The following is a 23,038-nucleotide window of genomic DNA, read 5'->3' on the forward strand; positions in this document are numbered from 1 at the left end:
GAAGGCTGAAAACAATGAACACTTCGGGCAGGAGTTGCTGACGGTGCTTTCTCGTCTGCATCTCCATACTCGGGGGGCGTTCTTCCCATGAAAAAGGCCTGCGCGAGGCAGGCCTTGGAGCTATCCGCGAAGCAACACGCCTCCCGGGTCTGGGTCACATCATTCGGTCATGGTGCCCATGAGTGTGCTGGTACCCATGGCGTCCAGCGGCTTGCCGTTGACCTGGAATTCGCCCTTGGCATAGACGATCTCGGTGCGCATCTTGCCGTCCTTGTCTTCAAAGATGCCTTGCTCCTTGAGCATGTCCAGGCTGGCTTGAGTCTGGGCTTTGGCGGCTTCCTCGATATCCTCGGGTTTGTACTCGCTCTCGTCTTCAAACACGGCCAGCAGGCTGGAACGTCTGCGCGAGAGCATCATGTTTTCCATGAAGGGCTTGGGCATATCGGCCTTGAGGCTGACCTTCAGATCCTGCAGCAGAGTGCCCATCTTCTCGCCATCGCCCAGATACTGAATGGCTGCCGCGAACTCGCTCACGCCGTCGGGGGTGCGCATGGACAGGCGTTTGAGCTCGATCACGGGCTGGCGCGCCAGGGCCTGTGTCAGCGACTTGAGCATTTTCTCGCGCAGATCGCCGCTGCCCTGCTCCTCGGCATCTTCGTCGTCAGTGGCCTCGCCGAGCAGCGGGTTCTTGCGCTTGCTCATTTCCACGACCTGGTTGATCCAGTTGGCATCGACATTGTTGAAGGCCATGTCCAGTATCAGGTCGTCAGCCTGTTTGTCTTCGAGTTTGGCGGTCTTGATGCCGGTCTTGAGCGTCATTTCCACGACCTCGCCTTTGAGGATGGTGTCCGAATCCATGGTGATGCCTTCGAAGTGGCTGGCAGAGCTTTTGCCTTCCTCTTCCTGCTTGGTGGCGGCAATCTTGGCAATCGTCATGGCAAACGGGCCGGTCCAGAACTGCTGGCCCGGGGGCTGTTTCATGTCGAAGCGCATATCGGCCTTGTCCAGCGTCACGCTGCCTTCCTCGTCCTTGAACTGCAGGCCGGCGAAGCTGCCCGTGCCCTTGGCGGCCTTCATGTCGGCGGGCATGTCCCAGACGATCTTCATGCCGCCCCAGTTCATTTCGCTGTCCTTGATCTTGCTGCTCACGGCCGGCGACGTCATGACGTTGGAGCTGCTGCGGCCCCAGCCGACCTTGGTGTCGACTTCCAGCGGAGAGCGGCCGTTGAGCGCGGTTTTCAGCGCCGGGTCCGCGTCTTCGGGCAGATTGAAGCTGGTGTGAATCTCGGCGGCATGGCCAAGGGGCAGCGGACCGTGGCTGATCTTGTGCTCGGCGGTGAACTGGACGGGCTCGTCGCCGCTGTCCAGGGTCCATACCGTTTTGGCGGTGGAGGAAAAAGCGCCGCGGTCATAGCTGGTGACCTGAATCTTCACGCCATGCTCGCTCCACTTGTCCAGGCCTTCGGTAAAGCTTTGCTGCAGTTTGCCGCCCATGTAATAGCTGGTGCCCAGTGTTCCTGCCACGATCACGGCGATGGCCGCTGCAATGCCTGCTCCTGCTTTTCTGTTCATTCTTGACCTTTGATGAAAATAAAAAATCCGCGAATGAATTGCGGATTGGTAATGTTGCGGTGAGCAGGATTCTAGAAAGAAAATAATCAAATGCTCTGAATTTCAGAACATTTTATGCAAATGTTTATCGAGTATTGAAAATCAATACCGGCGGTATTCATTTCAATATGTAACCAGAATTCATTGGGCGCTATCCATTTTCCTATCGGAGAACCGAATAGCTTTTCTTGGGATAAATGCCGCGGCAGTTTGCGCAATAAAAAAAGGCCGCCAGTGAATCCTGGCAGCCTTGTTGAGACTGGGTGGAGCGTTTATTTGCCCCAGCTGTCCTTGAGTCCGGTGATCTTGTTGAACACGGGCTTGTCGCTGCGGTGATCCTTGCGGTCGGCCACGAAATAGCCAAAACGCTCGAACTGGAACTTGTCGTCAGCCTGGGCCGCCTTGAGTGAAGGCTCCACATAAGCGGTGACTACCTTCAGACTGTCGGGGTTCAGCAGGCTCAGGAAATCCTTGCCGCCGGCATCGGGTTGCGGATCGGTGAACAGACGGTCGTACATGCGCACTTCGGCCTGCAGGCCATCGGCCGCGCCCACCCAGGTGATGGCGGCTTTGACCTTGACGCTGTCGGCGCCCGGTGTGCCGCTCTTGGTGTCGGGCACCACGGTGGCCAGCACCTTGGTCACATTGCCATCGGCGTCCTTTTCGGTGCCGGTGCATTCGATCACATAGCCGCCCTTGAGGCGGACCTTGTTGCCGGGGAACAGGCGCTTGTAGCCCTTGGGCGGCACTTCGGCAAAGTCTTCGCGCTCGATCCAGACTTCGCGGCCAAGGGTGAAACGGCGCTCTGGCACGGTTTCACCTTCCGCCGCGTGGGGCAGGGCGGGCAGGTGGCAGTCCTCCAGATGTTCGGCGCTGCCAAACACTTCGGCCCAGTTGCTGAGTTCGAGCTTGACCGGGTCCAGCACGACCATGGCGCGGTGTGCCTTGTTTTCCAGATCTTCACGCAGGCAGCCGTCCAGCGTGCCGTAGTCGATCCAGGCGTAGTCCTTGGTCACGCCGATGCGTTCGCAGAAGTTGCGGATGGACTCCGGCGTGTAGCCGCGGCGGCGCAGGCCGACCACGGTGGGCATGCGCGGGTCGTCCCAGCCGGTGACGAACTGGTTGTCCACCAGATGCTTGAGCTTGCGCTTGCTGGTGATCACATAGGTCAGGTTCAGGCGCGAGAACTCGTACTGGCGGGGCTGGGGGGCGTCGATCAGACCGCCTTCGCGCAGGTGGTTCAGCAGCCAGTCGTAGAAGGGGCGCTGATCCTCGAACTCCAGTGTGCAGATGGAGTGGGTGATGTGCTCGTAGGCATCCTCGATAGGGTGCGCAAAGGTATACATCGGGTAGATGCACCACTGATTGCCAGTGTTGTGATGCTCGGCGTGGCGCACGCGGTAGATGGCAGGGTCGCGCAGATTGATATTGGGCGCGGCCATGTCGATCTTGGCGCGCAGCACGGCGGCGCCATCGGCCAGCTTGCCGTCCTTCATGTCGGCAAAGCGCTGCAGGTTTTCGGCCACGGAGCGGTCGCGGAAGGGGCTGTTCACGCCGGGACGGGTGAAGTCGCCTCGGTTGGCCTTCATCTCGTCGGCCGATTGCTCGTCCACGTAGGCCAGGCCTTGCTCGATCAGGTAGACCGCACAGCGGTACATGAAGTCGAAGTAATTGCTGGCGAAGTAGAGGTTCTCGTGTCCGTCGGCATCCTTCCAGTCGAAGCCCAGCCAGCGCACGGCATCGATGATGCCGTCCACATATTCCTGGTCTTCCTTTTCTGGATTGGTGTCGTCGAAGCGCAGATGGCAGACGCCGCCGAAGTCGCGTGCCAGGCCGAAGTTCAGGCAGATGGACTTGGCATGACCCACGTGCAGATAGCCGTTGGGCTCTGGCGGAAAGCGGGTGCGGATCTTGGCTTCGTCTACCTTGCCGCTCTGGTGATGCTGGGCATCGCCGGGCGCGCCGCCCCAGTGACGGGCGGCATAAGTGCCCTTGTCCAGATCCGATTCGATGATCTGGCGCAGGAAGTTGGTGGGCTTGACCGCTTCGGGGGCGGTGTTGTTGGATTTGGAGGCGTCAGCAGAGCTCATTGCACCATTTTAGGCCGGCTGCCATGACCTCATGTCGATCTGCGGACACTGCAGCTTTGCCGCGTGTGCATTTGGACACAATGTTTTGGAGGAACCGTGCCATCCTGACGGGACTCTGAAACGTTATATCCCCAAGGGCCGAAGGCGCAGCACAGATTTGCAAGCTTGCCCCGGTGACACATAAACAGAGGAGAGATTGTGATGTCCAGAACAACTTCCCCCCGCATGGCCAGGCTGCTTGCCGCTGGCTCTATCGCTATTGCTGGCCTGATGGCTGCCGCAGGCGCCCAGGCGCATGGCGGCGTCAGCCTGTCGGTCGGCATCGGCGTGCCCGGCGTGGCCGTGGGCGTCGGCGCTCCCGTTTACGCCACACCCTATATGGCGCCCGCCCCGGTCTATATGCCGCCGCGCCCTGTCTACTATGCGCCTCCGGCACCGGTCTACTATGCGCCGCCGCCTCCCGTGTATCGTCCCGCACCCGTGATGGTTGTGCCCGGCCCGGTCTATTACGGTGGCGGCCCGCGCTGGCGTGGTCATCGCCATCATCATCACTATCGCTGATGACATCGATGACGGAGCCCTGAAAGACTCTGCACCACAGACGGCTGCCCAGGCAGCCGTTTTTTATGCCTGCGGGTTGGTTGCAGCGCTCGCATAATCCGGGCAGTCCTCAAAAATCAGGAGAGTGCTTCCGTGAAAACCGTCTATGTCCTCAATGGCCCGAATCTCAATCTGCTGGGCATGCGCGAACCCGCCATCTATGGATCGGCCACGCTGGCCGATGTGCGCCAGCTTTGCGAAGAGGCCTGTGCACGCCATGGCCTGAAGCTGGAGTTCCGCCAGAGCAACCATGAGGGCGAGCTGGTGGACTGGATTCACGAGGCAGGCCGGTTGCACTCCAAGGGGGAGTTGCAGGCGCTGATCATGAATGCAGCGGCCTACACCCATACCAGTGTGGCAATTCTCGATGCCGTCAAGGGCACGGCCGTGCCGCTGGTGGAGTTGCACATCAGCAATGTCCATGCGCGTGAGAGCTTTCGCCACCATTCCTATCTGTCGGCCACGGCGCGCGCCGTGATGTGCGGCTTCGGCGTGGCAGGCTACGGTCTGGCCATCGATGCGGTGGCGCAGTGGTGACATCGGCGGTTGAAGCAGCCTGTTCGCTGGAGCAGGTCTCGCAGGAACTGGGGGTCGAGCTGCCGGCAGCCATTGCCCGGCTGCAGGCCACGGCGCAGCGCGTGCAGACCCGGCTTGGAGAAGCCGCCGACAGCGGCTTGATGGTCTGGCATGGCTGGCAGCCCCCGGCCGGGGTGGTGCAGCGCGGTCTGCCCCTGGTGCTGCTGCATGGCGGCAGTGGCAGCTGGACGCATTGGTTGCGTGTGATTCAGCCGCTGACCGAGGCGGGCTACAGCCTGTGGCTGGCCGATCTGCCGGGTTTTGGTGAATCCGATGGAGTGCCCGGCGGCATGGATGTGGACACCATGCTGGAGCCTCTGGCCTATGGCATTCGGCAGTTGCTGGGCAATGCCGATACGGGTCCGGTCTGCGATCTGGTCGGCTTTTCCTTTGGCGGCATGACCGCCGGTCTGCTGGCTGCCGAGCATCCGGAGCTGGCCCGGAGGCTGGTGTTGGTCGGCGCTCCAGGCATGGGAATGACCGAGGGACGCAGCGTGCGCCTGCTGGGCTGGCGCCACCTGCCGGGGCTGGAGGCACAGATGCAGGCCCATCGTCACAATATCGCGGCCCTCATGCTGCATGACGAGGTGCTGATCGATGAAGAGACGCTGGCACTGCATGCGCTCAATGTGGCTCGCGACCGACTGCCGCGCAGACGGCTGTCGCGCACCGATGTGCTGGCCCGGGCCCTGACCCGTATCAAGGTGCCGGTGGCGGCGATCTATGGCGAGCATGACCCTCTGTATGCGGGCTGCCTGGCCGAGCTGCAACTGCTGATGCAGCGTCAGTGCCTGGGGGCGCTGGACTGGCAGGTGATGCGGAACGTCGGCCATTGGGTACAGCACGAGGATCCGGCCACCTTCTGCGCCGCGCTGCAGGAGGCTCTGTCGTGAGCAATGCGGCCGCCTTCGAGCTGACCGAAGCTGATGTGCAATGGAGCGCCGTGCGCGCTCAAGGCCCGGGCGGCCAGAATGTGAACAAGGTGGCCAGCGCTGTGCATCTGCGCTTTGACGTTCGAGCCTCGCGTCTGCCGGTCGATGTGCAGCAGCGCTTGCTGGCGTTGGGCGATTCGCGCATCACCACCGACGGAGTGGTGGTCATCAAGGCGCAAAAATACCGCACTCAGGAACACAATCTGTGGGATGGGCTGCAGCGCCTCAATGCGTTGGTAGCCACGGTTGCAAGGCCGCCACGCCCGCGCAAGCCCACCAAGCCGACCTGGGGCTCGCAGCAAAGACGCTTGCAGGGCAAAAGCCTGCGCTCCGGCATCAAGGCATTGCGCGGGCGGGTGCATGACTGAGCTTGTGTAGCGGCAAAGCCACGCTCAGGTCGGTCAACTGTATCAAAAGGCATGCGCGCACCCTGTCGGGCCGAGTACGGATCGGTCAGCCGGCTGCGGGTCTGCGCTATATTGTTTTGATAGCTGCAGTCGCAGAATGCAAAAGCGCTACAGCCTGTTTCCCATCAAATTCCGTGCTGCCTTCGGGAGTTGTCCATGAGCACATTGCCTTTGACTTATCTGGAGCGGCCCGCGCAGCTGGACGCCGGCCGGCCTGCCTGGCTGCTGGTGCTCATGCATGGCGTGGGCAGCAATGAGCAGGACCTGTTCGGCCTGGTGCCCTATGTGCCGCCGCAATTTCATGTGCTCAGTCTGCGTGCGCCCTTTGCCATGGGTATGGGTGCTTATGCCTGGTTTCAGTTCACTGTGGATGCCGATGGTACGCGCCATATCAATGTGCCGCAGGAGCAGCAGGCGCGTATCTTGCTGCAGCAGACGGTGGAGCAGGCCGCGCAGCAACTGGGCATTCCGCCCGAGCGGGTGGTGCTGGGGGGCTTCAGCCAGGGCGGCATCATGAGTCTGAGTCAGTTGCTGACCCAGCCCCAGACCTTGCGTGCCGCACTGGTCTGGCACAGCCGTCTATTGCCCGAGATCGCGTCGCTGCACGCGCCCGCTGCCGCATTCGAGGGCAAGTCGGCCTGGGTCAGCCACGGCACTTATGACAATGTGATTCCACTGACCAGCGCCCATGCCGTGCGTGACCGCCTGGCCTCCTTGCCCTTGCAGCTGAGCTATCACGAGTACCCGGGCGCCCATGAGATCCGGCCCGAGGAGCTGCGCGCCAGCATGCAGTGGTTGCAGGATCTGACGCAGTCAGTGGAGGACTTCGGGGGCGAGGGCGATCAGTGACCGGCGGTCTTTGAAAACAGATTGATCACCAGCACGCCCCCCACAATCATGGCCATGCCGGCCAGAGCGGGGGCATCGAGCTTCTGGCCCTGCCAGAAGTAGGCAACGGCCGAGACCAGCACGATGCCCACGCCGGACCAGATTGCATAGGCCACGCCCGTGGGCACGGTACGCAGCGTCAGCGACAGCAGATAGAAAGAAATCGCATAGCCCACCAGGGAAGCCGCGGTAGGGCCGAGCCTGGAGAAGCCTTCCGACCTGGCGAGGAAGGAGGTGGCAATCACCTCGCAGATGATGGCCAGACCCAGATACAGGTAATTTGTCATGCCGGGCACTGTAGTGCGGCTGGGGCCGGGCTGTTTCCAGGCTGGTTTCAAGACCCCGGACCGCTTCTGGCCGTTATTGCCAAAATCCAGCGGCTGTGCGCACATAGCCGAGGGCAATATGCGCGGTTCGCCGCGCTTGATCAGATGGCGGGGTAGTCGCCTGTACCCTCGGGCCAGGGGGTCAGCACCTCAAATCCGGTCTCCGTCACCAGCACCATATGCTCCCACTGGGCGGAGAGCGACTTGTCATTGGTGATCACGGTCCAACCGTCCGCCAGTTCGCGCGTGGCGGCCTTGCCGGCGTTGAGCATGGGCTCGATGGTGAAGATCATGCCGGGCTGCAGCGTCAGGCCCTGACCGGGCGTGCCGTAGTGCAGCACCTGGGGCTCGTCGTGATAGACCTTGCCGATGCCATGGCCGCAGTACTCGCGCACGATGGAAAAGCGCTCGCGTTGGGCCACGGTCTGGATGGCATGGCCCACATCGCCCAGCGTGGCCCCGGGCTTGACGGAGCGGATGCCGGCCACCAGCGCTTCATAGGTGGTGTTGACCAGGCGCTTGGCCAGATTGCTGGGCTGGCCCACGTAGTACATGCGGCTGGTGTCGCCGATCCAGCCTTCGGGCGTGGTTACTGCGACGTCGACATTGATGATGTCGCCGTCCTTGAGGACCTGCTTGGTATCGGGGATGCCGTGGCAGACCACATGGTTGACCGAGGTGCACACGGTTTTGGGAAAACCATAGTAGCCCACATTGGTGGGCGTGCATTTCAGCTCGTTGACGATGTAGTCGTGGCAGATCTTGTCCAGTTCCTCTGTGCTTACGCCGGGCTGCACATGAGGGGTGAGCATGGCCAGCACCTTGGCGGCCAGGCCGCCGGCCTTGCGCGAGAGGTAGATGTCGGTGGCGTCATGAATGGGTACGACTTTCTGTTTGCCGCGCTTCATTGCATGCCTCCTACCAGGCGCACCGGACGGGGGCGGCGCACGACTGTGTCGGCTTCATGAGCGCTGGCAGGCTGCAGCTCACGCTCGGCTTGCTGCAGCAGCAGGGCGCAGATGCCTTCGTAATTGAGCTGGGGGTGATGCTCGGCCAGCTGGCCTACACGCAGCCAGTGCTCGGCCTGGGCATTGATGGAGCGGCCGAGGGCCGCGCTGGAGACACGAATCTGGTCGTGCAACTGGTCTGAAATTTTGACGATTCCCATGGCCGAGCATCATAAGGTCTGTATACGTTTCGTATATTGACAAACGCAAATTGCATGGTTGAAGCAGCGGTTTTGCCGCTACTTGACAAGCGCTGTTCGTCGAATGGGGTTTTAAGGCCACGTCGTACGACATGGCGCTCAAGAAGTTGATAGCGCGCCACGCTTGATTGACATTGCTTGCAGCCAGGGTTATTCAGAAAATTGAAAGCTTTCAAGGCAGACCTTGCATTCGTGTAGCTCAAGTCTTATAAAAGATATATATCATCAGTATTTGCCTTGTCCATATTGAGTTTCATGCTATAAAAATTGAAGAACAATCAATGCGTGCCAGATATCTTGAGATGTTCTGGCGTCCGGTCACAACAGACGCAGAGTCAGGGTCGTTCATGGAAAACGCAGTCAATCAAGCAGAGCAGGGCGAGCAGCCCATCACCGAATCGCAGGAGCCGCAAGCTCGAAAGCCACAGCATCCACGCAATGGGCATGCGGCCCGCATCGTGGTCGTGGGCGGGGGCGTGGCGGGGCTGGAGGTGGCCACGGCCCTCGGCAAGCTCAAGAGTGAAAGCATTGACACGGTGACGCTGGTGGACAGCGACTCCGCCCATGTCTGGAAGCCCATGCTGCACACGATTGCCGCCGGCACTCGCGATCTGGCCCAGCAGCAGACCACCTATCTCGCCCAGGCCACCGATGCCGACTTTGCCTACCAGCCCGGCGAGATGTGTGGCCTGGACCGCGAGGCGCGTGAAATTCTGCTGGCCCCCATTTATGCACCCGATGGCCGCGAGCTGGTGGCGGGCCGGCGTCTTGCCTATGACAAGCTGGTGATTGCGGTGGGCAGCGGTGCCAACGACTTCGGCACGCCTGGCGTGCATGAGCATTGCTTCATGATCGATTCGCGCCGCAAGGCCGATGCCTTCAACCAGGAAATTCGTTTGCGCATGGTGCGCTGCATGACCAGCGGCGAGCAGTTGCAGGTGGCCATCGTGGGCGGCGGCGCCACCGGGGTAGAGCTTGCGGCGGAGCTGGTTCAGCTTGCAGAGAGTGCCACGGCCTACGGCGCCTTGGGCGAGGCCGCCAAGTTCCGCATCGTGCTGATCGAGGCCGGCTCGCGCCTGCTGCCCAGCTTTCCCGAGGAAATCTCCGAAGCCACGCGTGTGCGGCTGCAGGCCCTGGGCGTTTCCGTGATCGTCGGCGGCCGCGTCAGCCGTGCGACTGAGCAAGGTTTCGAGCTGGCCAATGGCGAGCTGATTCCTGCCAGCCTGCGTGTCTGGGCAGCGGGGGTAAAGGCCCCGGAATTCTTGATGCAGCTGGGTTTGCAGACCACGCGCAGCAATCAGCTGCTGGTCAATGACGAGATGCAGACCAGCGACCCCGATATCTATGCCCTGGGCGACTGCGCCAGCTATACCCTGCCGGGCAAGCAGGAGGCTTTGCCTCCTACGGCCCAGGTGGCCCACCAGCAAGCCCGCTATCTGATCGAGACTCTGCCTCATGTGCTGGAGCGTCCCGGTGCCAAACCCGTAGGCTTTGCCTATCGTGACTTTGGAGCCCTGGTGTCGCTTGCGCATTACGACGCCTATGGCTCGCTGGGCAAGTTCGGCCTGTTCAACGGCGGCGTGATCCGCGGCCGCATGGCCATGCTCAGCCACATCATGCTGTACCGCTCGCACCAGGCGCGGCTTTACGGCTTCTGGCGCGGCGGCCTGCTGTGGCTGATCGACCTGATGAACGCGCGGCTGCGGCCCTCCATCCGCCTGGACTGAGTTACAAAAATCCTTCGATGGGCAGCCAGCTCAGCACCCGCACCATGAAGCGCTGCCACCAGCTGGTGCCGGGGTCGGCACTGAAGGTCTGGGCTTCATGGGGCGGCTGCGGACTCTGGCCCGTCCAGCTCAGCCTGCCCTGCGCGTCCAGTTGCACCTTGTAGGCCATGTACGGCAGATGCTGATCCAGCGAGGTGCTGACCTGCTGGCTCAAGGCCGGGTCTTTGATGACCAAGCCCATTTCGGTATTGAGCATGGCCGAGCGCGGATCGAAGTTGAAGGAGCCGACAAAGAGCTGCTTGCCGTCGACCGCGAAGGTCTTGGCATGCAGGCTGGCGCCCGAGCTGCCCGTTGTGGCGGAGCTGCCGCTCAGCGCTGCAGGTGAGGGGGCTTCGCGCTTGGGAGTCTTTTCGGCAGGCTCGCTCTTCCGGGTCTTGTCCGGCTCGTTGGCTGCGGGCTGGTTGCGCAGATCGATCTGGCGGCGCATTTCGTAGAGCTCCACGCCCATCTTCAGCAGCGGTTTGCGGTATTTCTCGTAGCCGGCATGCACCACGGCCACATCGGTCGCCTCCAGGCTATTGGTCAGAATGCGTACTCGCACACCTTGCTGGCGCAGGTGAGCAAAGGCGTCGACTCCGGCCTGGGTGGGCACGAAATAGGGCGACACCACTTCCAGCAACTGCTGCGGCTGGCCAATCACAGGCTGGAGCTGGGACAGCAGCAAGTCCTCGGGCGCGGCTTCGCGCAGGACCTTGGCCGGGTCGTCGCTGACCAGGGTGGTCTCGGCCCATTGCAGCGGCAGTTGACCTGCCAGCAAATCGGTGCTGAAGCGGCTGCGGCTGACGGCCTTCACATAGGCCTGTGATTCGGGGCGATTCACATCGGCGTGCAGGCTTGCATAGACCTTGTCCACGGCCTGCTGTGGCATGGCGGGCAGCAGGCTGGCTGCCGGGTAGGCGGAGGGGCTGTTCCAGTAACGGTCGAACTCCGCTGCCACCTCGCCCACCACCGAGCCTGTTGCCACCACATCGAGGTCGGCGAACAGCACGCCGTCGGATGCGGCAAAGTACTCGTCGCCGATATTGCGCCCGCCCACGATGGTGGCGGAGGAGTCGGCCGTGTAGCTCTTGTTGTGCATGCGCCGCTGGGTGCGTGCGAAGTCCGTCACATAGCCAATCGCCTTGGGCGTGCGCAGGGCGAAGGGGTTGAATAGCCGCACCTCGATTAGAGGGTGCTGGTCCAGGGCGGCCAGGGTGGCGTCCGTGCCGCCGGTGCCGCCATCGTCCAAGAGCAGGCGCACGCGCACGCCGCGGTCTGCCGCAAGCAGCAGCTCATCGAGCAGCAAATGGCCGGTGGTGTCGTTGCGCCAGATGTAGTACTGCACATCGAGCGTGCGCTGCGCGGCTCGGGCCAGCAGCGCTCGGGCGGCATAGGCGTCATGGGCATCGGCCAGCATATGGATGCCGCTCTGCCCAGGATGTGCCTGCTGCAGCGGCGCCAGCGCCTGGCCGAGCCGGGTTTGCAGGGCCTGCTCGGCGGTCAGGGCCTCGCTGGCCATGCGATCCGGCAGGGGAGGCAGGCCGCAGCCTGTGAGCAGCCCCGCGATCAGCAGGGCGGCCGCCGTACCGCGCCACAGGGGAAGTTCGGGTCTCGAGGCCTGTGTGTTTTGCATGACCCGAGTATGCCGCAGCGCATCAGGCAATCTTTACAGGACCGGGGCGGCGGTCCTCGACCACAAAGCGTGCCAGCGTATAGAGGCTGCTGTTGGCGTGAAGCGGGTTGCTCACGGCGCGCAGCTCCGTGGTCATGGACTGCGGCGTGATCTCCACGAGGCTGTAGCCGCGCTCCTCGCAGCGCGCGAAAAGCACCTGAGGGTTGTGGGCCGCGATGGCATCGACCCTGGCTTGCGTGGTGCCGCTGTGCGAGCTGATGGAGGTGCCGCAAAATTCGCTGGCAATCACCGGATTGACCCTGTCCGGGGCCTGGTCGGCCTGGGCCGCAATGGCGCAGACATAGTTCTGGTGAATGTCCCCGCCGAGCAGCACGCTGTTGCGCGGCTGGCTTTCTGCAATCTGGCTCACCAGGCGTTGGCGTGCCTGAGGGTAGCCGTCCCAGCTGTCGGTCGACTGCCGGCCATTGGGATGCTTGCGGGCCGAGAACAAGGTGGTCTGCACCACGGTGCTCCAGCGGGTGGCGTCGACCCTCTCGCGTGCATCGTCCTGCAACTGCCGGGCCAGCCAGCGCTCCTGGTCCCAGCCCAGAAAGCTGCGTGCCGGATCTTGCAGGGCGGGGCATTCGGCCGGGTCCACGGTGCCGGTGCTGGCCTTGCCCTCGGGGCGGCAGGCCTGCAGATCGCGGTATTGGCGGCCGTCCAGCAGATGCAGCCTGGCGAGCTTGCCCCACTGCAGACTGCGGTACAGCGCCAGGCCTTGAAAGTTGCGCTGCAATGCGCTGTCACGCAGCGGCATGTTTTCGTAGAAAGCCTGCCAGGCCGCCATGCGCCTAGCTAAAAAGTGAGCGCTGTCCCCCCGCCCGTACTGGGCTACATAGTCGTTTTCAACCTCGTGATCGTCCCAGATGACGGACCAGTTGCATACGGCATGGGCGGCCTGCAGATGGGCATCGCTTTTGTGCAGCGCATAGCGGTCGCGGTAGTCCTGCAAGGTCTGGGCGGTACGCAGCGGCTGCGGACGCGCCAGTCCATCAGGCTTCGCTGGTTGCGCATATTCATAGATGTAGTCGCCGAGAAACAGCACCAGATCGGGCGAGGCCTGCGCGGCATCGGCCCAGGCACTGTAGAAGCCATGTTCCCAGCGCTGGCAGGAGGCCACGGCCAGACGCAGCTTGCGTACATCTGCCCCGGGCACCGGGGCGGTACGGCAGCGTGCGGTGGTGCTGAAGGCGTCGCCACAGCGGAAGCGGTAGAAATACCAGCGGTCCGGACTCAGGCCGTTGACCTGCACATGGACGGCATGGCCCCATTCGGCCCTGGCCTGAGTCTGCCCATGAGCCACGGGCTGGCGGAACTGGGCATCATGCGCCACTTCCCAATGCACGGTCTGTGCTGCCAGGTCTGGCGCGACCGCCGTACCAAGATAGGCCAGAGGCGCTGTGAGCCGTGTCCAGATCAGGATGTTGTCGGGTTCCGGGTCGCCGCTGGCCACTCCCAGGGTGAACGGGTTGTGGGCCAGTGATTCCGTGGCACGGGCCCAGGCGGGCAGGGCGCCCACGGCCGTGGCAAGGCTGGAGGCAATCAGAAAGCGCCGGCGATCCGGCGCGGGCGTGTGGGCAGGAGAAAACATGGCGATGCTGCGGTGTCGGGGTTTTGTAGCCAGTGGCTGGAAGTATCTCCCCGAGCCCACAGGCATCGCCGCGGTTTACCGCAGCTTTACGCGTTGACCAGCACCAGCTTGCCCTGTACCTGGCGCGAGCCCATGCGCTCATAGGCCGCGAACAGCTCGCTCATGGGCATGGTGCGGTCGATTACGGGCTTGATCCTGCCTTGCGCCCACCACTGTGCCAGCTCCTGCATCATGGCGGCATTGTTCTGCGGCTCGCGCTTGGCGAAATCGCCCCAGAACACGCCGACCAGGGAAGCGCCCTTGAGCAGAGGCAGGTTCAGCGGCAGCGAGGGGATGGGGCCGGAGGCAAATCCTATGATTAGATAGCGGCCGCGCCAGGCAATGGAGCGGAAGGCAGGTTCGGCAAAATCGCCGCCTACGGGATCGTAGATCACGTCGGGTCCCTTGCCGTCTGTCGCTGCCTTGATGGCTTCACGCAGATCGCCCTGGCTGTAGTTGATGGTGAGGTCAGCGCCCTGGGCCTTGCACAGCGCACATTTCTCGTCGGTGGAGGCAGCGGCAATCACCCGGGCACCGGCCGCCTTGGCGATCTGTATGGCTGCCGTGCCAACGCCCCCAGCTGCGCCCAGCACGAGTACGGTCTCGCCGGCCTTGAGCTGACCGCGATCGATCAGCGCATGGTGGGAGGTGGCATAGGTCATGATGAAGGCGGCGGCATCGACAAAGGGGAAGTCGGCCGGCAGCGGCATGCACATGGCAGCGGGTGCCAGCGTATGCGTGGCGAACCCGCCCGTGCCCGAAAGACAGGCCACATGCTGGCCTGGCTTGAGATGTTTGACCCCTTCGCCCACGGCCTGCACCACGCCGGCATATTCCGAGCCCGGCACAAAGGGCAGGGGCGGCTTGATCTGGTATTTGTTCTGCACGATCAGCAGATCGGGAAAGTTCAGGCTGGCGGCCTTGACTTCCAGCAGCACCTGGCCGGGGCCGGGCTGTGGCGTGGGCTGCTCGGTCCATTTCAGGGTCTCGACGCCGGTGGGGGTGGTGCAAAGCCATGCGTGCATATCTTGTCTCCTGATCTTCTTGAGGTGAGATTGGGGGGAATCGGCTCGCAGATGATAGAAGTGTGGTGCGAATGCCGCGTGTCTCTGTCGTGACCTTGGAGCCGCCTACAATCCGCCTCATCCATGAAGATTCTTATTTGCAATGACGACGGCTTCCAGGCCCCAGGCATCGTGGCCCTGCACGATGCGCTGCGCACCGTGGCAGACGTCGAAGTGGTGGCGCCCGAGCACAACAACAGCGCCAAGTCCAATGCCTTGACGCTGAATGCACCGCTGTATGTGCATCAGGCCTATAACGGCTTTCGCTATGTGAACGGCACGCCAGCAGACTGCGTGCATATCGCGTTGACCGGCCTGCTTGGCTACCGGCCCGATCTGGTGGTCTCGGGCATCAACAACGGCGCCAATATGGGCGACGACACGATTTACTCGGGCACCGTGGGCGCGGCCATGGAAGGCTATCTGTTCGGCATTCCCTCGATTGCCTTCTCGCAGGTGGACAAGGGCTGGGCCGAGCTGGAAGCGGCAGCTGCCACCGCCCGTCAGATGGTTCAGCAGATGCAGGCCCAGCAACTGATCGGTACTGCTCCCTGGCTGCTGAACGTGAATATTCCCAATATGCCGCTGCATGCACTCAAAAGCGTCAAGCTGTGTCGCCTGGGGCGCCGTCATGCGGCCGAGCAGGCCATTCAGCAGCAAAGCCCGCGTGGCGAGACCATGTACTGGATCGGCAGTGCCGGCGCAGCAAAGGACGACTCCGAAGGCACGGACTTCCATGCCACGGCCCACGGCCATGTCTCCATGACTCCGCTCAAGGTCGATCTGACCGATCATGAAAACCTCGGCTATTGGGCACAGACGGCCAGCAAGCTGGCAGGTCCATCCAACACATCGGCGGCCGCATCGTGAGCGAGCGTCGTCCGCCTCAGGTCCCGGGCTGGATTGCACGCTCGGTGCAGACGGGCACCGGCGCGGCACGGCCGCTTGTTGCTCCCAAGCCCATCAATCCCTTGCGTGTGGCCGCCTCGCCGGTGGGCGTGGGGCTGGACTCATCCACGGTGCGTGCCCGCATGGCCCAGCGCATCGGTGCGGCCGGGGTCAGCAACCCTGCCGTGCTGCAGGCCATGGCCACGGTGGAGCGTCACCGCTTTGTCGACAGCGCTCTGGTCAACCAGGCCTACGAAGACACCAGTCTGCCTATCGGCCTGGGCCAGACCATCTCCAAGCCCAGCATCGTGGCCCGCATGATCGAGCTGCTGCTCGACTCCGATGCGGCCCGCAACGGGCAAGGGCGCGTGCTGGAGATCGGTACGGGCTGCGGCTATCAGGCTGCAGTGCTGTCCATGCTCACCAAAGAGGTCTATTCGATAGAGCGGCTGCGCGGCTTGCATGAGAAAGCACGCAGCCATCTGCGCCCCATGCGCCTGTCGAATGTGCATCTGATTCTCGGAGACGGCATGGTAGGTTTTGCCAGTGGCGCGCCCTATGCGGGCATCATCTCCGCTGCCGGCGGTGACGTGGTGCCGCAAGAGTGGTGCGATCAGTTGGCGGTGGGCGGGCGTCTGGTGGCTCCGGTCGTGGTGGGTGCGGGTAAGCAGGCACTGCTGGTGATTGACAAGAGTTCACACGGTTTTACGCAGACAGTTTTGGAAGCAGTCAACTTTGTCCCTCTAAAATCGGGGATCGCCTAGAAGGGAATAGCTTATGTTGGTATCGCGAAGTCTTGGTGCATGGGGAACGGCCGTGCTGGCAGGTGTCATCCTGGCCGGTTGTGCTGCCCAGGCAAACAGGGCTCCTGTGGAGGATCGCGGACAGTCGGCCTCCTCGTCTTCAACTGTGGACGTCAAGTCGCTGCCCGGCGCTGAAAATGCCGGCAAGCCGGGTTACTACACGATCAAGCCTGGCGACACTCTGATCAGGATTGGTCTGGAGCACGGCCAGAGCTGGAAGGACATTGCTCGCTGGAGCAATCTGGACAATCCCAACGTGATTGAAGTCGGTCAGGTGGTGCGTGTGGTACCACCCGGACGCGAGGCGCCTGTCGCATCGTCCGGTTCGGGCCGCGGTGTCGCGCCCGTGGTTGTGGGTGGTGGCAGCGCCGCAACGACGACCACACCCGTGACTCCCCCGGCTGCAACCGCAACGCCAGTGCCATCCACGCCTGCAACAAGCCCGGCGCCTGTTGCCAAGGGAGCCGATGATGTGAACTTCATCTGGCCTGCCAGCGGCTCGTTGATTGCCGGCTTCGACGAGCAGCGCAACAAGGGCTACGACATCAGCGGCAAGGCCGGCGATCCCGTGCTGGCTGCTGCCGATGGCCGTGTGGTGTATGCCGGTGCCGGCCTGCGTGGCTACGGCAATCTCATCATCCTCAAGCACAACAACACCTATCTGACCGCCTACGCCCACAACCAGTCTCTGCTGGTCAAGGAAGATCAGGCCGTGAAGAAGGGACAGAAGATTGCCGAGATGGGCAGCACCGATGCCGATCGCGTCAAGCTGCACTTCGAGGTGCGTCGCCAGGGCAAGCCTGTCGATCCTTCGCGTTATCTGCCCTCGCGTTGAGCATGGCCTCGCAACGCAAGCAAGCCGCACAAGCCCCTGCCCCGCAGGGGCTTGTGCCTTCTGACGCGGTCGAGCAGAGTTGGGACGAAGCAGCCGAAGACGCCATTGCCTCGGCCGAGGTCGAGAACCGCGAATTCACGGTCGCCGCCGAGCATCATGGTCAGCGTGTGGACAAGGTGCTGGCGCTGGGGGTGTCCGAGTTCTCGCGCAGCTATCTGCAGCAGTTGCTGGCCGACGGTGCGGTCACTCTCAACGGCAAGGTTTTGCTCAAGCCCTCGGTCAAGGTGGCCGTGGGCGACCGCCTGAGCGTGGAAATGCGGCCCACCCAGCAGAGCATGGCTTTCCAGCCCGAGACCATGGATCTGCAGGTAGTCTATGAGGACGAGGATCTGCTGGTCATCAACAAGCCTGCGGGTCTGGTGGTGCATCCAGCGCCCGGCAACTGGACGGGCACATTGCTCAACGGCCTGCTGGCGCGTGACGAAAAAGCGCGTCAGGTGCCGCGTGCCGGCATTGTTCACCGGCTGGACAAGGACACCAGCGGTTTGATGGTGGTGGCGCGCAATCGCAGCACCATGGATGCGCTCATCAAGATGATTGCCGCGCGCGATGTGAGTCGCCAGTATCTGGCGCTTGCCCACAAGCAATGGGGCAGCCGCAAGCGCCGCGAAGTCGATGCGCCGATCGGCCGCGATCCGCGCAACCGTCTGCGCATGGCGGTGGTGGACCTGAATCTGCATCCCGGCAAGCAGGCGCGTACCGACTTCGATCTGCTCGATGGCGATGCCGCGCACAGCCTGGTGCGCTGCACGCTGCACACCGGACGCACGCACCAGATCCGGGTGCACATGGCTTCGCTTGGTCATCCGCTGATAGCCGATACGCTGTATGGCGGCCAGCCCGAGGGCGGGCTGGAGCGCCAGGCACTGCATGCCTTCAGGCTGGCCTTTGAGCACCCTGTGACGAAAAAGCCGCTGGTCCACTATGCGCCGCTGCCACAAGACATGGCCGGTGCACTGGATTTATGGGGTCTGCGTTACAATCTGCCGGAAAGCCTCTGACCATCACTCGCATGGCATCTTTGGGGCGCTTTCCTCTCTTCTTAGAATCAGGCGTCCCACCGCAGTCGGTGCGACAGCCGCTCCCGAAACGCTGCGCCCATGAATACGGTAGATGCCAAGCGGGTTCTTGAAACAGCATTGATTTGTGCCCCGCAGCCTGTGACGCTGCGGGAATTGCGCTCACTTTTTGATGATGTGCTGGGCTCGGACACGGTTAAGGATTTGCTGCTGGACCTGCAAAAGGACTGGGCCCTCAAGGGCGTGGAACTGGTGCAGGTGGCTTCGGGCTGGCGTTTCCAGAGCCGGCCAGAGATGCGCGTCTATCTGGACAAGCTTCACCCCGAGAAGCCGCCCAAGTACACGCGGGCGACGCTGGAGACGCTGGCCATCATTGCCTACCGTCAGCCGGTCACGCGGGGTGATATCGAGGATATTCGCGGTGTGACCGTGAACAGCCTGATCATCAAGCAGCTGGAAGACCGAGGCTGGATCGAGGTCATCGGCCATCGTGAGACCGTGGGACGGCCCGCGCTGTTTGCGACCACGCGCCAGTTTCTCGATGATCTGGGTCTGCAGTCGCTGGATCAGCTGCCCATGCTGGAGGAAACCCAGGCCCAGCAAAGTCTGTTCAAGGCGCTGGATGGGGAGGAGGGCGACCAGACCGCCGTGCCGCAGATCGGTGCAGAGGATGCCCAGCCCCAGGAGGGTGTGGAAGCCTTAGAGCCGGCCGAGGTCGCTGAGGATACGGATGTCGCTGCAGAGTCCGATGCTGCTGAGAGTGAAATCCTGAGGGCCCCGGACGAGGAAGGTGGCGCCGAGGAGCTGCTGGATACCGATGCCGACCCAGTGGCGCGAGCGCCTGCAGAGCTTGTGTCGGGGCTTCAGCCTGAGGCCGATGCGCCAGAGTTGGAGTCATATCCGGACCAGGCGCAGAGTCATATTGAGCAAGATGTTACTGAAGATATAGCGATTGAGCTGCCGGATTCGGAGCCAGGGCCGACTGAGGGGCCGCCATCCGTGAGCAAGCCCAAAGCGGCCAGGCCCGCCAGGACTGCCAAGGCAGCAGAGCCGGAGCCCAAACCGGCGGCCAAGAAAACAGGCCGAACCGAGTGGGTGGGCCTGAAGGCGTTTCTCGAGGATGACTACGGCAGCGACGACGACGAGGCCGAGGACGCAAAGACGAAAGCGCGGGCCGACGATGCCGTCGGGTCAGCAGAACAAGGAATTGTGGAGGGTGACGATGGCGTCATCCCCGAAGGAAAACTGGAATGAACAACGAGACATCGAACCCGATGCCCGAGTCCGCAGCCGCTTCGCCCGAAGCCGAGCCGGTCAAGAAGACTCGCAAGCCCCGCGCAGCCAAAGCCGATGGGGCCAAGGATGCCGCCGAGGCCAAGAAGCCTGCCGCACCGCGCAAGCGCGTCGGCGTCAAAAAGGACGCTGCTGGCGAGGCCAAGCCTGCGCGCAAGCGAGTGACCAAGCCGCGTGCCGAAGAAGCCGTGGTCGTCGAGGAGCCGGTTCAGCCCGTGGTCGAGCAGGAGCTGCAGTCCCGGGACCAAGACCAGGGTCATGACGCAGCAGATACCGTCGTTGCCGAAGTGGCTGTGCAGAGCGTTGCCGCTCCTCATGGGTCCAAGGGGCGCAAGGGTCAGAACATCGACTTTGCCGATGTGATCTCGGGCGACTTCGACGACGAGGAAGAGAACGGCAGCGCCATGCCCGCCAAGCGCGTGCTTGCGCCCCAGGTCGATTCTCCCAAGCTGCACAAGGTGCTGGCCCAGGCCGGCATGGGGTCGCGCCTGGAGATGGAGCAACTGATACTGGAAGGGCGCATCTCGGTCAACAACGAGCCTGCCCACGTCGGCCAGCGCATTCAGTTCGGCGATATCGTCAAGGTCAACGGCCAGCCCATCCGCTTCCGTATCGACCCGCCGCCCGCACGCGTGATTGCCTATCACAAGCCCGTGGGCGAAGTGGTGACGCATGACGATCCGCAAAACCGCCCCACTGTGTTCCGCAAGCTGCCCAAGCTGCAGCATGGCAAGTGGCAGTCGGTGGGTCGCCTGGACCTGAATACCGAAGGTCTGCTGCTGTTCACCAGCTCGGGCGAGCTGGCGAACTCGCTGATGCACCCCCGCTTCGGCCTGGAGCGTGAATATGCGGCCCGCGTGCTGGGCGCGCTGAGCAAGGAAGAAAAGCAGCGCTTGCTGGACGGCGTGCAGCTTGAAGACGGCGAAGCCAGCTTCGGTGCCGTGGAAGATGGCGGTGGCGAAGGTGCCAACTGCTGGTACCGCGTGACCATCTCCGAAGGCCGCAACCGCGAAGTGCGACGCATGTTCGAGGCCGTGGGCCATGCCGTCAGCCGTCTGATCCGCATTCGCTACGGCGCCATGATGCTGCCGCGCGGCCTCAAGCGCGGCGCCTGGGTGGAGCTCGATCAGGCCGATATCCAGGCGCTGATGTCGGCAGCCGGCGTCAAGGAGCGCGCTCCCGTCGAGCGCAACAACGGCGGTGCCCGTGGCGCCAACAATCGTGGCGGTCGTAACAACCGCAGTGGCGGCCGCGGCAATGGCATGAACGCCGATCGCGCCCCTCAGGGCCGTCGTGAAGGCGGCGGTCAGCGCCGAGGCGAGTGGGACGGAAATCGTCCGGCACCTAGCGGCATGTTGGGCGACAACCCGCGCAACAAGTCCGGCGGTCGCTCCGGTGGCTCGGGCCGTTCGCAGGGAGGCGGTCAGCCCGATCCCATGCGCACTTCGGTGGGCTATATCGGCAGCGACAGCCTGTCGCGGGCCCGCCAGAACGCCAAGCGTCGCCCTGGTGGCGGCGGTGGCGGTGGTCGCCGCGGCGGCCGCTAAAAAGGCGTCCGTAAGGATTTGAGTGCTGCCCGGACTTCAAGGTCTATGGCGGCACCGTTAAAATCAACTGTTTTGCTTTTTCGGCAAAAACCCATAGTAACCCTGATTAGGAAATAATCATCATGGCTATCGAACGTACCCTCTCCATCATCAAGCCCGACGCAGTTGCCAAGAACGTGATCGGCCAAATCTACGCCCGCTTCGAAGCTGCCGGCCTGAAGATCGTGGCTGCCAAGCTGGTGCACCTGTCGCGCGGCGAAGCCGAGCAGTTCTACGCTGTGCACGCTGCCCGTCCTTTCTTCAAGGATCTGGTGGACTTCATGGTCTCCGGCCCCGTGATGATTCAAGCTCTGGAAGGCGAGAACGCCATCCTGAAGAACCGTGAACTGATGGGCGCCACCGACCCCAAGAAGGCCGAAAAGGGCACCATCCGCGCCGACTTCGCCGACAGCATCGATGCCAACGCCGTGCACGGCTCCGACGCTGCTGAAACTGCTGCTGTGGAAGTTGCCTTCTTCTTCCCCGGCATGAACGTGTACTCGCGTTAATCCACGCTAGCTTTACAGCATGCTCTCGCTGACGCCAGCGCTTTGCATTCGTGCAAAGCGGGTGTCAGCACTTGAAGATGCTGGCCACGGCGTGGCAAACACCGTTCGCAAGACGCCTCGCCACATGCCGATATGACTACTAATTTGCTTGATTTTGACCTCGAAGGACTGACCGCTTATTGCGAGCAGCTCGGGGAGAAGCGTTTCCGTGCGACGCAGCTGTTCCGCTGGATTCACCAGCGTGGCGCATCCGATTTCGACCAGATGACCGATCTGGCCAAGTCTTTGCGCGAAAAGCTCAAAAGCCGGGCCCACATTACCGCTTTGCCTGTGGTGACGGAGCATGTCTCTGCCGATGGCACCGTGAAGTGGCTGTTCGATGTGGGTGACGGCAATGCCGTTGAATCCGTTTTCATTCCTGAGGACGACCGCGGCACGCTGTGTGTATCGTCCCAGGCAGGTTGCGCCGTGGGCTGCCGCTTTTGCTCGACGGGGCATCAGGGCTTCAGCCGCAACCTCAATACCGGCGAAATCCTTGCCCAGCTCTGGTATGCCGAGCATTCGCTGCGCAAGCGTTTCGGCACCGAAGATCGCATCATCTCCAACGTGGTGATGATGGGCATGGGCGAGCCTTTGCAGAACTACAGTGCGCTGGTGCCTGCCTTGCGCGTGATGCTGGACGACCATGGCTACGGCCTGTCACGTCGTCGCGTGACGGTGTCCACCTCGGGCGTGGTGCCCATGATGGACCGACTGTCGCAGGACTGCGCCGTGGCGCTTGCTGTGTCGCTGCACGCGCCCAATGATCCGCTGCGTGACAACCTGGTGCCGCTGAACAAGAAGTACCCGATTGCCGAGCTGCTGGACGCCTGCGAGCGCTATCTGGAGTTCGCGCCGCGTGACTTCATCACCTTTGAATATTGCATGCTCGACGGCGTTAACGATCAGCCTGAGCATGCGCGCCAGCTGATAGAGTTAGTGCGCGCGCGCGGCGATGGCAAGAGCTGGTGCAAGTTCAATCTGATCCCGTTCAATCCCTTCCCCGCTTCGGGTCTGCTGCGCTCGCCTTCGGCCCGTGTGACCGAGTTCGCTACGTTGCTGAGCAATGCCGGCATCGTGACCACGGTGCGTAAGACCCGCGGTGACGATATCGATGCGGCCTGTGGTCAGCTCGCGGGCGATGTGAAGGACAGAACTCGCGCTGCCGAGCGCATGGCCAAGCAGCGTACTATCCCGCTCAAGCAGGTGTCTTGACGGAGTTTTGAATAAAGGACAA

22 protein-coding genes are annotated in these 23,038 nt (G+C 62.7%); 14 read left to right on the forward strand and 8 right to left on the reverse strand.

The genetic code is table 11. The annotated features are described in order from the left end of the window. Window positions 1-159: 159 nt before the first annotated feature. A complete protein-coding gene (locus tag AAIL67_RS17155; RefSeq protein ID WP_034378405.1) occupies window positions 160-1,572 on the reverse strand; it encodes a YdgA family protein in 1,413 nt (470 codons plus the stop codon). A 311-nt stretch (window positions 1,573-1,883) separates the two neighbouring features. After that, window positions 1,884-3,701: a glutamine--tRNA ligase/YqeY domain fusion protein gene (locus AAIL67_RS17160; RefSeq protein ID WP_034378403.1), complete on the reverse strand. Its 1,818-nt coding sequence runs from the start codon at window positions 3,699-3,701 to the stop codon at window positions 1,884-1,886. A gap of 225 nt (window positions 3,702-3,926) precedes the next feature. Here AAIL67_RS17160 and AAIL67_RS17165 point away from each other — a divergent pair, with 225 nt between their 5' ends. The 5 genes from AAIL67_RS17165 to AAIL67_RS17185 all read left to right on the forward strand — a co-directional run bounded on the left by AAIL67_RS17165 (window position 3,927) and on the right by AAIL67_RS17185 (window position 7,065). Next, window positions 3,927-4,262, forward strand: coding sequence for a hypothetical protein (locus tag AAIL67_RS17165; RefSeq protein ID WP_063664914.1), 336 nt, complete (start codon window positions 3,927-3,929; stop codon window positions 4,260-4,262). Window positions 4,263-4,394: 132 nt separating this feature from the next. Next, window positions 4,395-4,838: a type II 3-dehydroquinate dehydratase gene (gene aroQ / locus AAIL67_RS17170; protein WP_034359392.1), complete on the forward strand. Its 444-nt coding sequence runs from the start codon at window positions 4,395-4,397 to the stop codon at window positions 4,836-4,838. Beyond that, window positions 4,832-5,770: an alpha/beta hydrolase gene (locus tag AAIL67_RS17175; RefSeq protein WP_034359390.1), complete on the forward strand. Its 939-nt coding sequence runs from the start codon at window positions 4,832-4,834 to the stop codon at window positions 5,768-5,770. The genes aroQ and AAIL67_RS17175 overlap by 7 nt, the downstream gene beginning before the upstream one ends. Beyond that, window positions 5,767-6,177: an alternative ribosome rescue aminoacyl-tRNA hydrolase ArfB gene (gene arfB, locus AAIL67_RS17180; RefSeq protein WP_003063861.1), complete on the forward strand. Its 411-nt coding sequence runs from the start codon at window positions 5,767-5,769 to the stop codon at window positions 6,175-6,177. The genes AAIL67_RS17175 and arfB overlap by 4 nt, the downstream gene beginning before the upstream one ends. Window positions 6,178-6,372: 195 nt before the next feature. Beyond that, window positions 6,373-7,065 carry a dienelactone hydrolase family protein gene (locus tag AAIL67_RS17185; RefSeq protein ID WP_343484448.1) on the forward strand — a complete coding sequence of 231 codons (693 nt, stop codon included), beginning with the start codon at window positions 6,373-6,375 and terminating at the stop codon, window positions 7,063-7,065. Here the strand turns inward: AAIL67_RS17185 and AAIL67_RS17190 are convergent. From AAIL67_RS17190 to AAIL67_RS17200, 3 genes are all read right to left on the reverse strand, one after another. Next, window positions 7,059-7,391 (reverse strand): SMR family transporter, encoded by a 333-nt coding sequence (locus tag AAIL67_RS17190; protein WP_343484449.1) that lies wholly within the window; start codon window positions 7,389-7,391, stop codon window positions 7,059-7,061. The genes AAIL67_RS17185 and AAIL67_RS17190 overlap by 7 nt on opposite strands. 140 nt (window positions 7,392-7,531) lie before the next feature. After that, window positions 7,532-8,338: a type I methionyl aminopeptidase gene (map, locus tag AAIL67_RS17195; protein ID WP_034359380.1), complete on the reverse strand. Its 807-nt coding sequence runs from the start codon at window positions 8,336-8,338 to the stop codon at window positions 7,532-7,534. Next, a complete protein-coding gene (locus AAIL67_RS17200; RefSeq protein ID WP_003063854.1) occupies window positions 8,335-8,598 on the reverse strand; it encodes a ParD-like family protein in 264 nt (87 codons plus the stop codon). Before AAIL67_RS17200 ends, map begins: the two co-directional genes overlap by 4 nt. Before the next feature lie 386 nt (window positions 8,599-8,984). On the opposite strand from AAIL67_RS17200, the gene AAIL67_RS17205 reads away from it, so the two are divergent. Next, on the forward strand, window positions 8,985-10,364 hold the full coding sequence (locus AAIL67_RS17205; protein WP_012839185.1) for an FAD-dependent oxidoreductase: 1,380 nt from the start codon (window positions 8,985-8,987) through the stop codon (window positions 10,362-10,364). A gap of 1 nt (window position 10,365) precedes the next feature. Here AAIL67_RS17205 and AAIL67_RS17210 read toward each other — a convergent pair whose 3' ends face one another. From AAIL67_RS17210 to AAIL67_RS17220, 3 genes are all read right to left on the reverse strand, one after another. Continuing rightward, entirely contained in the window at window positions 10,366-12,036 is a 1,671-nt protein-coding gene (locus AAIL67_RS17210) for a phospholipase D family protein (protein WP_343484450.1), read from the reverse strand. 22 nt (window positions 12,037-12,058) lie between these two features. Beyond that, window positions 12,059-13,666, reverse strand: coding sequence for an alkaline phosphatase D family protein (locus tag AAIL67_RS17215; protein WP_343484451.1), 1,608 nt, complete (start codon window positions 13,664-13,666; stop codon window positions 12,059-12,061). An 86-nt stretch (window positions 13,667-13,752) separates the two neighbouring features. Continuing rightward, window positions 13,753-14,730, reverse strand: coding sequence for an NADPH:quinone oxidoreductase family protein (locus AAIL67_RS17220; protein ID WP_034359370.1), 978 nt, complete (start codon window positions 14,728-14,730; stop codon window positions 13,753-13,755). A 123-nt stretch (window positions 14,731-14,853) separates the two neighbouring features. Between AAIL67_RS17220 and surE the strand changes: the two genes are divergently transcribed. The 8 genes from surE (at window position 14,854) to rlmN (ending at window position 23,016) form a co-directional block, all read left to right on the forward strand. Continuing rightward, window positions 14,854-15,639, forward strand: a complete 786-nt coding sequence (gene surE / locus AAIL67_RS17225; RefSeq protein ID WP_034359368.1) for a 5'/3'-nucleotidase SurE — start codon at window positions 14,854-14,856, stop codon at window positions 15,637-15,639. Then, complete coding sequence (locus tag AAIL67_RS17230) at window positions 15,636-16,421, forward strand: protein-L-isoaspartate(D-aspartate) O-methyltransferase (protein WP_343484452.1); 786 nt, start codon at window positions 15,636-15,638, stop codon at window positions 16,419-16,421. Before surE ends, AAIL67_RS17230 begins: the two co-directional genes overlap by 4 nt. 13 nt (window positions 16,422-16,434) lie before the next feature. Further along, on the forward strand, window positions 16,435-17,295 hold the full coding sequence (locus tag AAIL67_RS17235) for a peptidoglycan DD-metalloendopeptidase family protein (protein ID WP_034359366.1): 861 nt from the start codon (window positions 16,435-16,437) through the stop codon (window positions 17,293-17,295). Window positions 17,296-17,297: 2 nt separating this feature from the next. Continuing rightward, window positions 17,298-18,356: an RluA family pseudouridine synthase gene (locus AAIL67_RS17240; RefSeq protein ID WP_034378391.1), complete on the forward strand. Its 1,059-nt coding sequence runs from the start codon at window positions 17,298-17,300 to the stop codon at window positions 18,354-18,356. A gap of 99 nt (window positions 18,357-18,455) precedes the next feature. Continuing rightward, complete coding sequence (gene scpB, locus AAIL67_RS17245; protein WP_063664908.1) at window positions 18,456-19,628, forward strand: SMC-Scp complex subunit ScpB; 1,173 nt, start codon at window positions 18,456-18,458, stop codon at window positions 19,626-19,628. Next, window positions 19,625-21,214, forward strand: a complete 1,590-nt coding sequence (locus AAIL67_RS17250; protein ID WP_343484453.1) for a pseudouridine synthase — start codon at window positions 19,625-19,627, stop codon at window positions 21,212-21,214. Before scpB ends, AAIL67_RS17250 begins: the two co-directional genes overlap by 4 nt. 122 nt (window positions 21,215-21,336) lie before the next feature. Continuing rightward, a complete protein-coding gene (ndk, locus tag AAIL67_RS17255) occupies window positions 21,337-21,762 on the forward strand; it encodes a nucleoside-diphosphate kinase (protein WP_003053316.1) in 426 nt (141 codons plus the stop codon). A 132-nt stretch (window positions 21,763-21,894) separates the two neighbouring features. Next, entirely contained in the window at window positions 21,895-23,016 is a 1,122-nt protein-coding gene (rlmN, locus tag AAIL67_RS17260) for a 23S rRNA (adenine(2503)-C(2))-methyltransferase RlmN (RefSeq protein WP_034376389.1), read from the forward strand. The last annotated feature ends 22 nt before the right edge of the window (window positions 23,017-23,038 follow it).

Source organism: Comamonas sp. A7-5, from assembly GCF_039581385.1.
In the GTDB taxonomy this organism is placed as follows: Bacteria; Pseudomonadota; Gammaproteobacteria; order Burkholderiales; family Burkholderiaceae_C; genus Comamonas; species Comamonas thiooxydans.

Excerpts from the sequence above, each read along its gene's own strand:
- AAIL67_RS17155 (WP_034378405.1), bottom strand. The coding sequence starts at position 1,572 with ATGAACAGAAAAGCAGGAGCAGGCATTGCAGCGGCCATCGCCGTGATC.
- AAIL67_RS17160 (WP_034378403.1), bottom strand. The coding sequence starts at position 3,701 with ATGAGCTCTGCTGACGCCTCCAAATCCAACAACACCGCCCCCGAAGCG.
- AAIL67_RS17165 (WP_063664914.1), top strand. The coding sequence starts at position 3,927 with ATGGCCAGGCTGCTTGCCGCTGGCTCTATCGCTATTGCTGGCCTGATG.
- AAIL67_RS17185 (WP_343484448.1), top strand. The coding sequence starts at position 6,373 with ATGAGCACATTGCCTTTGACTTATCTGGAGCGGCCCGCGCAGCTGGAC.
- AAIL67_RS17190 (WP_343484449.1), bottom strand. The coding sequence starts at position 7,391 with ATGACAAATTACCTGTATCTGGGTCTGGCCATCATCTGCGAGGTGATT.
- map (WP_034359380.1), bottom strand. The coding sequence starts at position 8,338 with ATGAAGCGCGGCAAACAGAAAGTCGTACCCATTCATGACGCCACCGAC.
- AAIL67_RS17200 (WP_003063854.1), bottom strand. The coding sequence starts at position 8,598 with ATGGGAATCGTCAAAATTTCAGACCAGTTGCACGACCAGATTCGTGTC.
- AAIL67_RS17205 (WP_012839185.1), top strand. The coding sequence starts at position 8,985 with ATGGAAAACGCAGTCAATCAAGCAGAGCAGGGCGAGCAGCCCATCACC.
- AAIL67_RS17210 (WP_343484450.1), bottom strand. The coding sequence starts at position 12,036 with ATGCAAAACACACAGGCCTCGAGACCCGAACTTCCCCTGTGGCGCGGT.
- AAIL67_RS17215 (WP_343484451.1), bottom strand. The coding sequence starts at position 13,666 with ATGTTTTCTCCTGCCCACACGCCCGCGCCGGATCGCCGGCGCTTTCTG.
- AAIL67_RS17220 (WP_034359370.1), bottom strand. The coding sequence starts at position 14,730 with ATGCACGCATGGCTTTGCACCACCCCCACCGGCGTCGAGACCCTGAAA.
- surE (WP_034359368.1), top strand. The coding sequence starts at position 14,854 with ATGAAGATTCTTATTTGCAATGACGACGGCTTCCAGGCCCCAGGCATC.
- AAIL67_RS17235 (WP_034359366.1), top strand. The coding sequence starts at position 16,435 with ATGTTGGTATCGCGAAGTCTTGGTGCATGGGGAACGGCCGTGCTGGCA.
- AAIL67_RS17240 (WP_034378391.1), top strand. The coding sequence starts at position 17,298 with ATGGCCTCGCAACGCAAGCAAGCCGCACAAGCCCCTGCCCCGCAGGGG.
- scpB (WP_063664908.1), top strand. The coding sequence starts at position 18,456 with ATGAATACGGTAGATGCCAAGCGGGTTCTTGAAACAGCATTGATTTGT.
- AAIL67_RS17250 (WP_343484453.1), top strand. The coding sequence starts at position 19,625 with ATGAACAACGAGACATCGAACCCGATGCCCGAGTCCGCAGCCGCTTCG.
- ndk (WP_003053316.1), top strand. The coding sequence starts at position 21,337 with ATGGCTATCGAACGTACCCTCTCCATCATCAAGCCCGACGCAGTTGCC.
- rlmN (WP_034376389.1), top strand. The coding sequence starts at position 21,895 with ATGACTACTAATTTGCTTGATTTTGACCTCGAAGGACTGACCGCTTAT.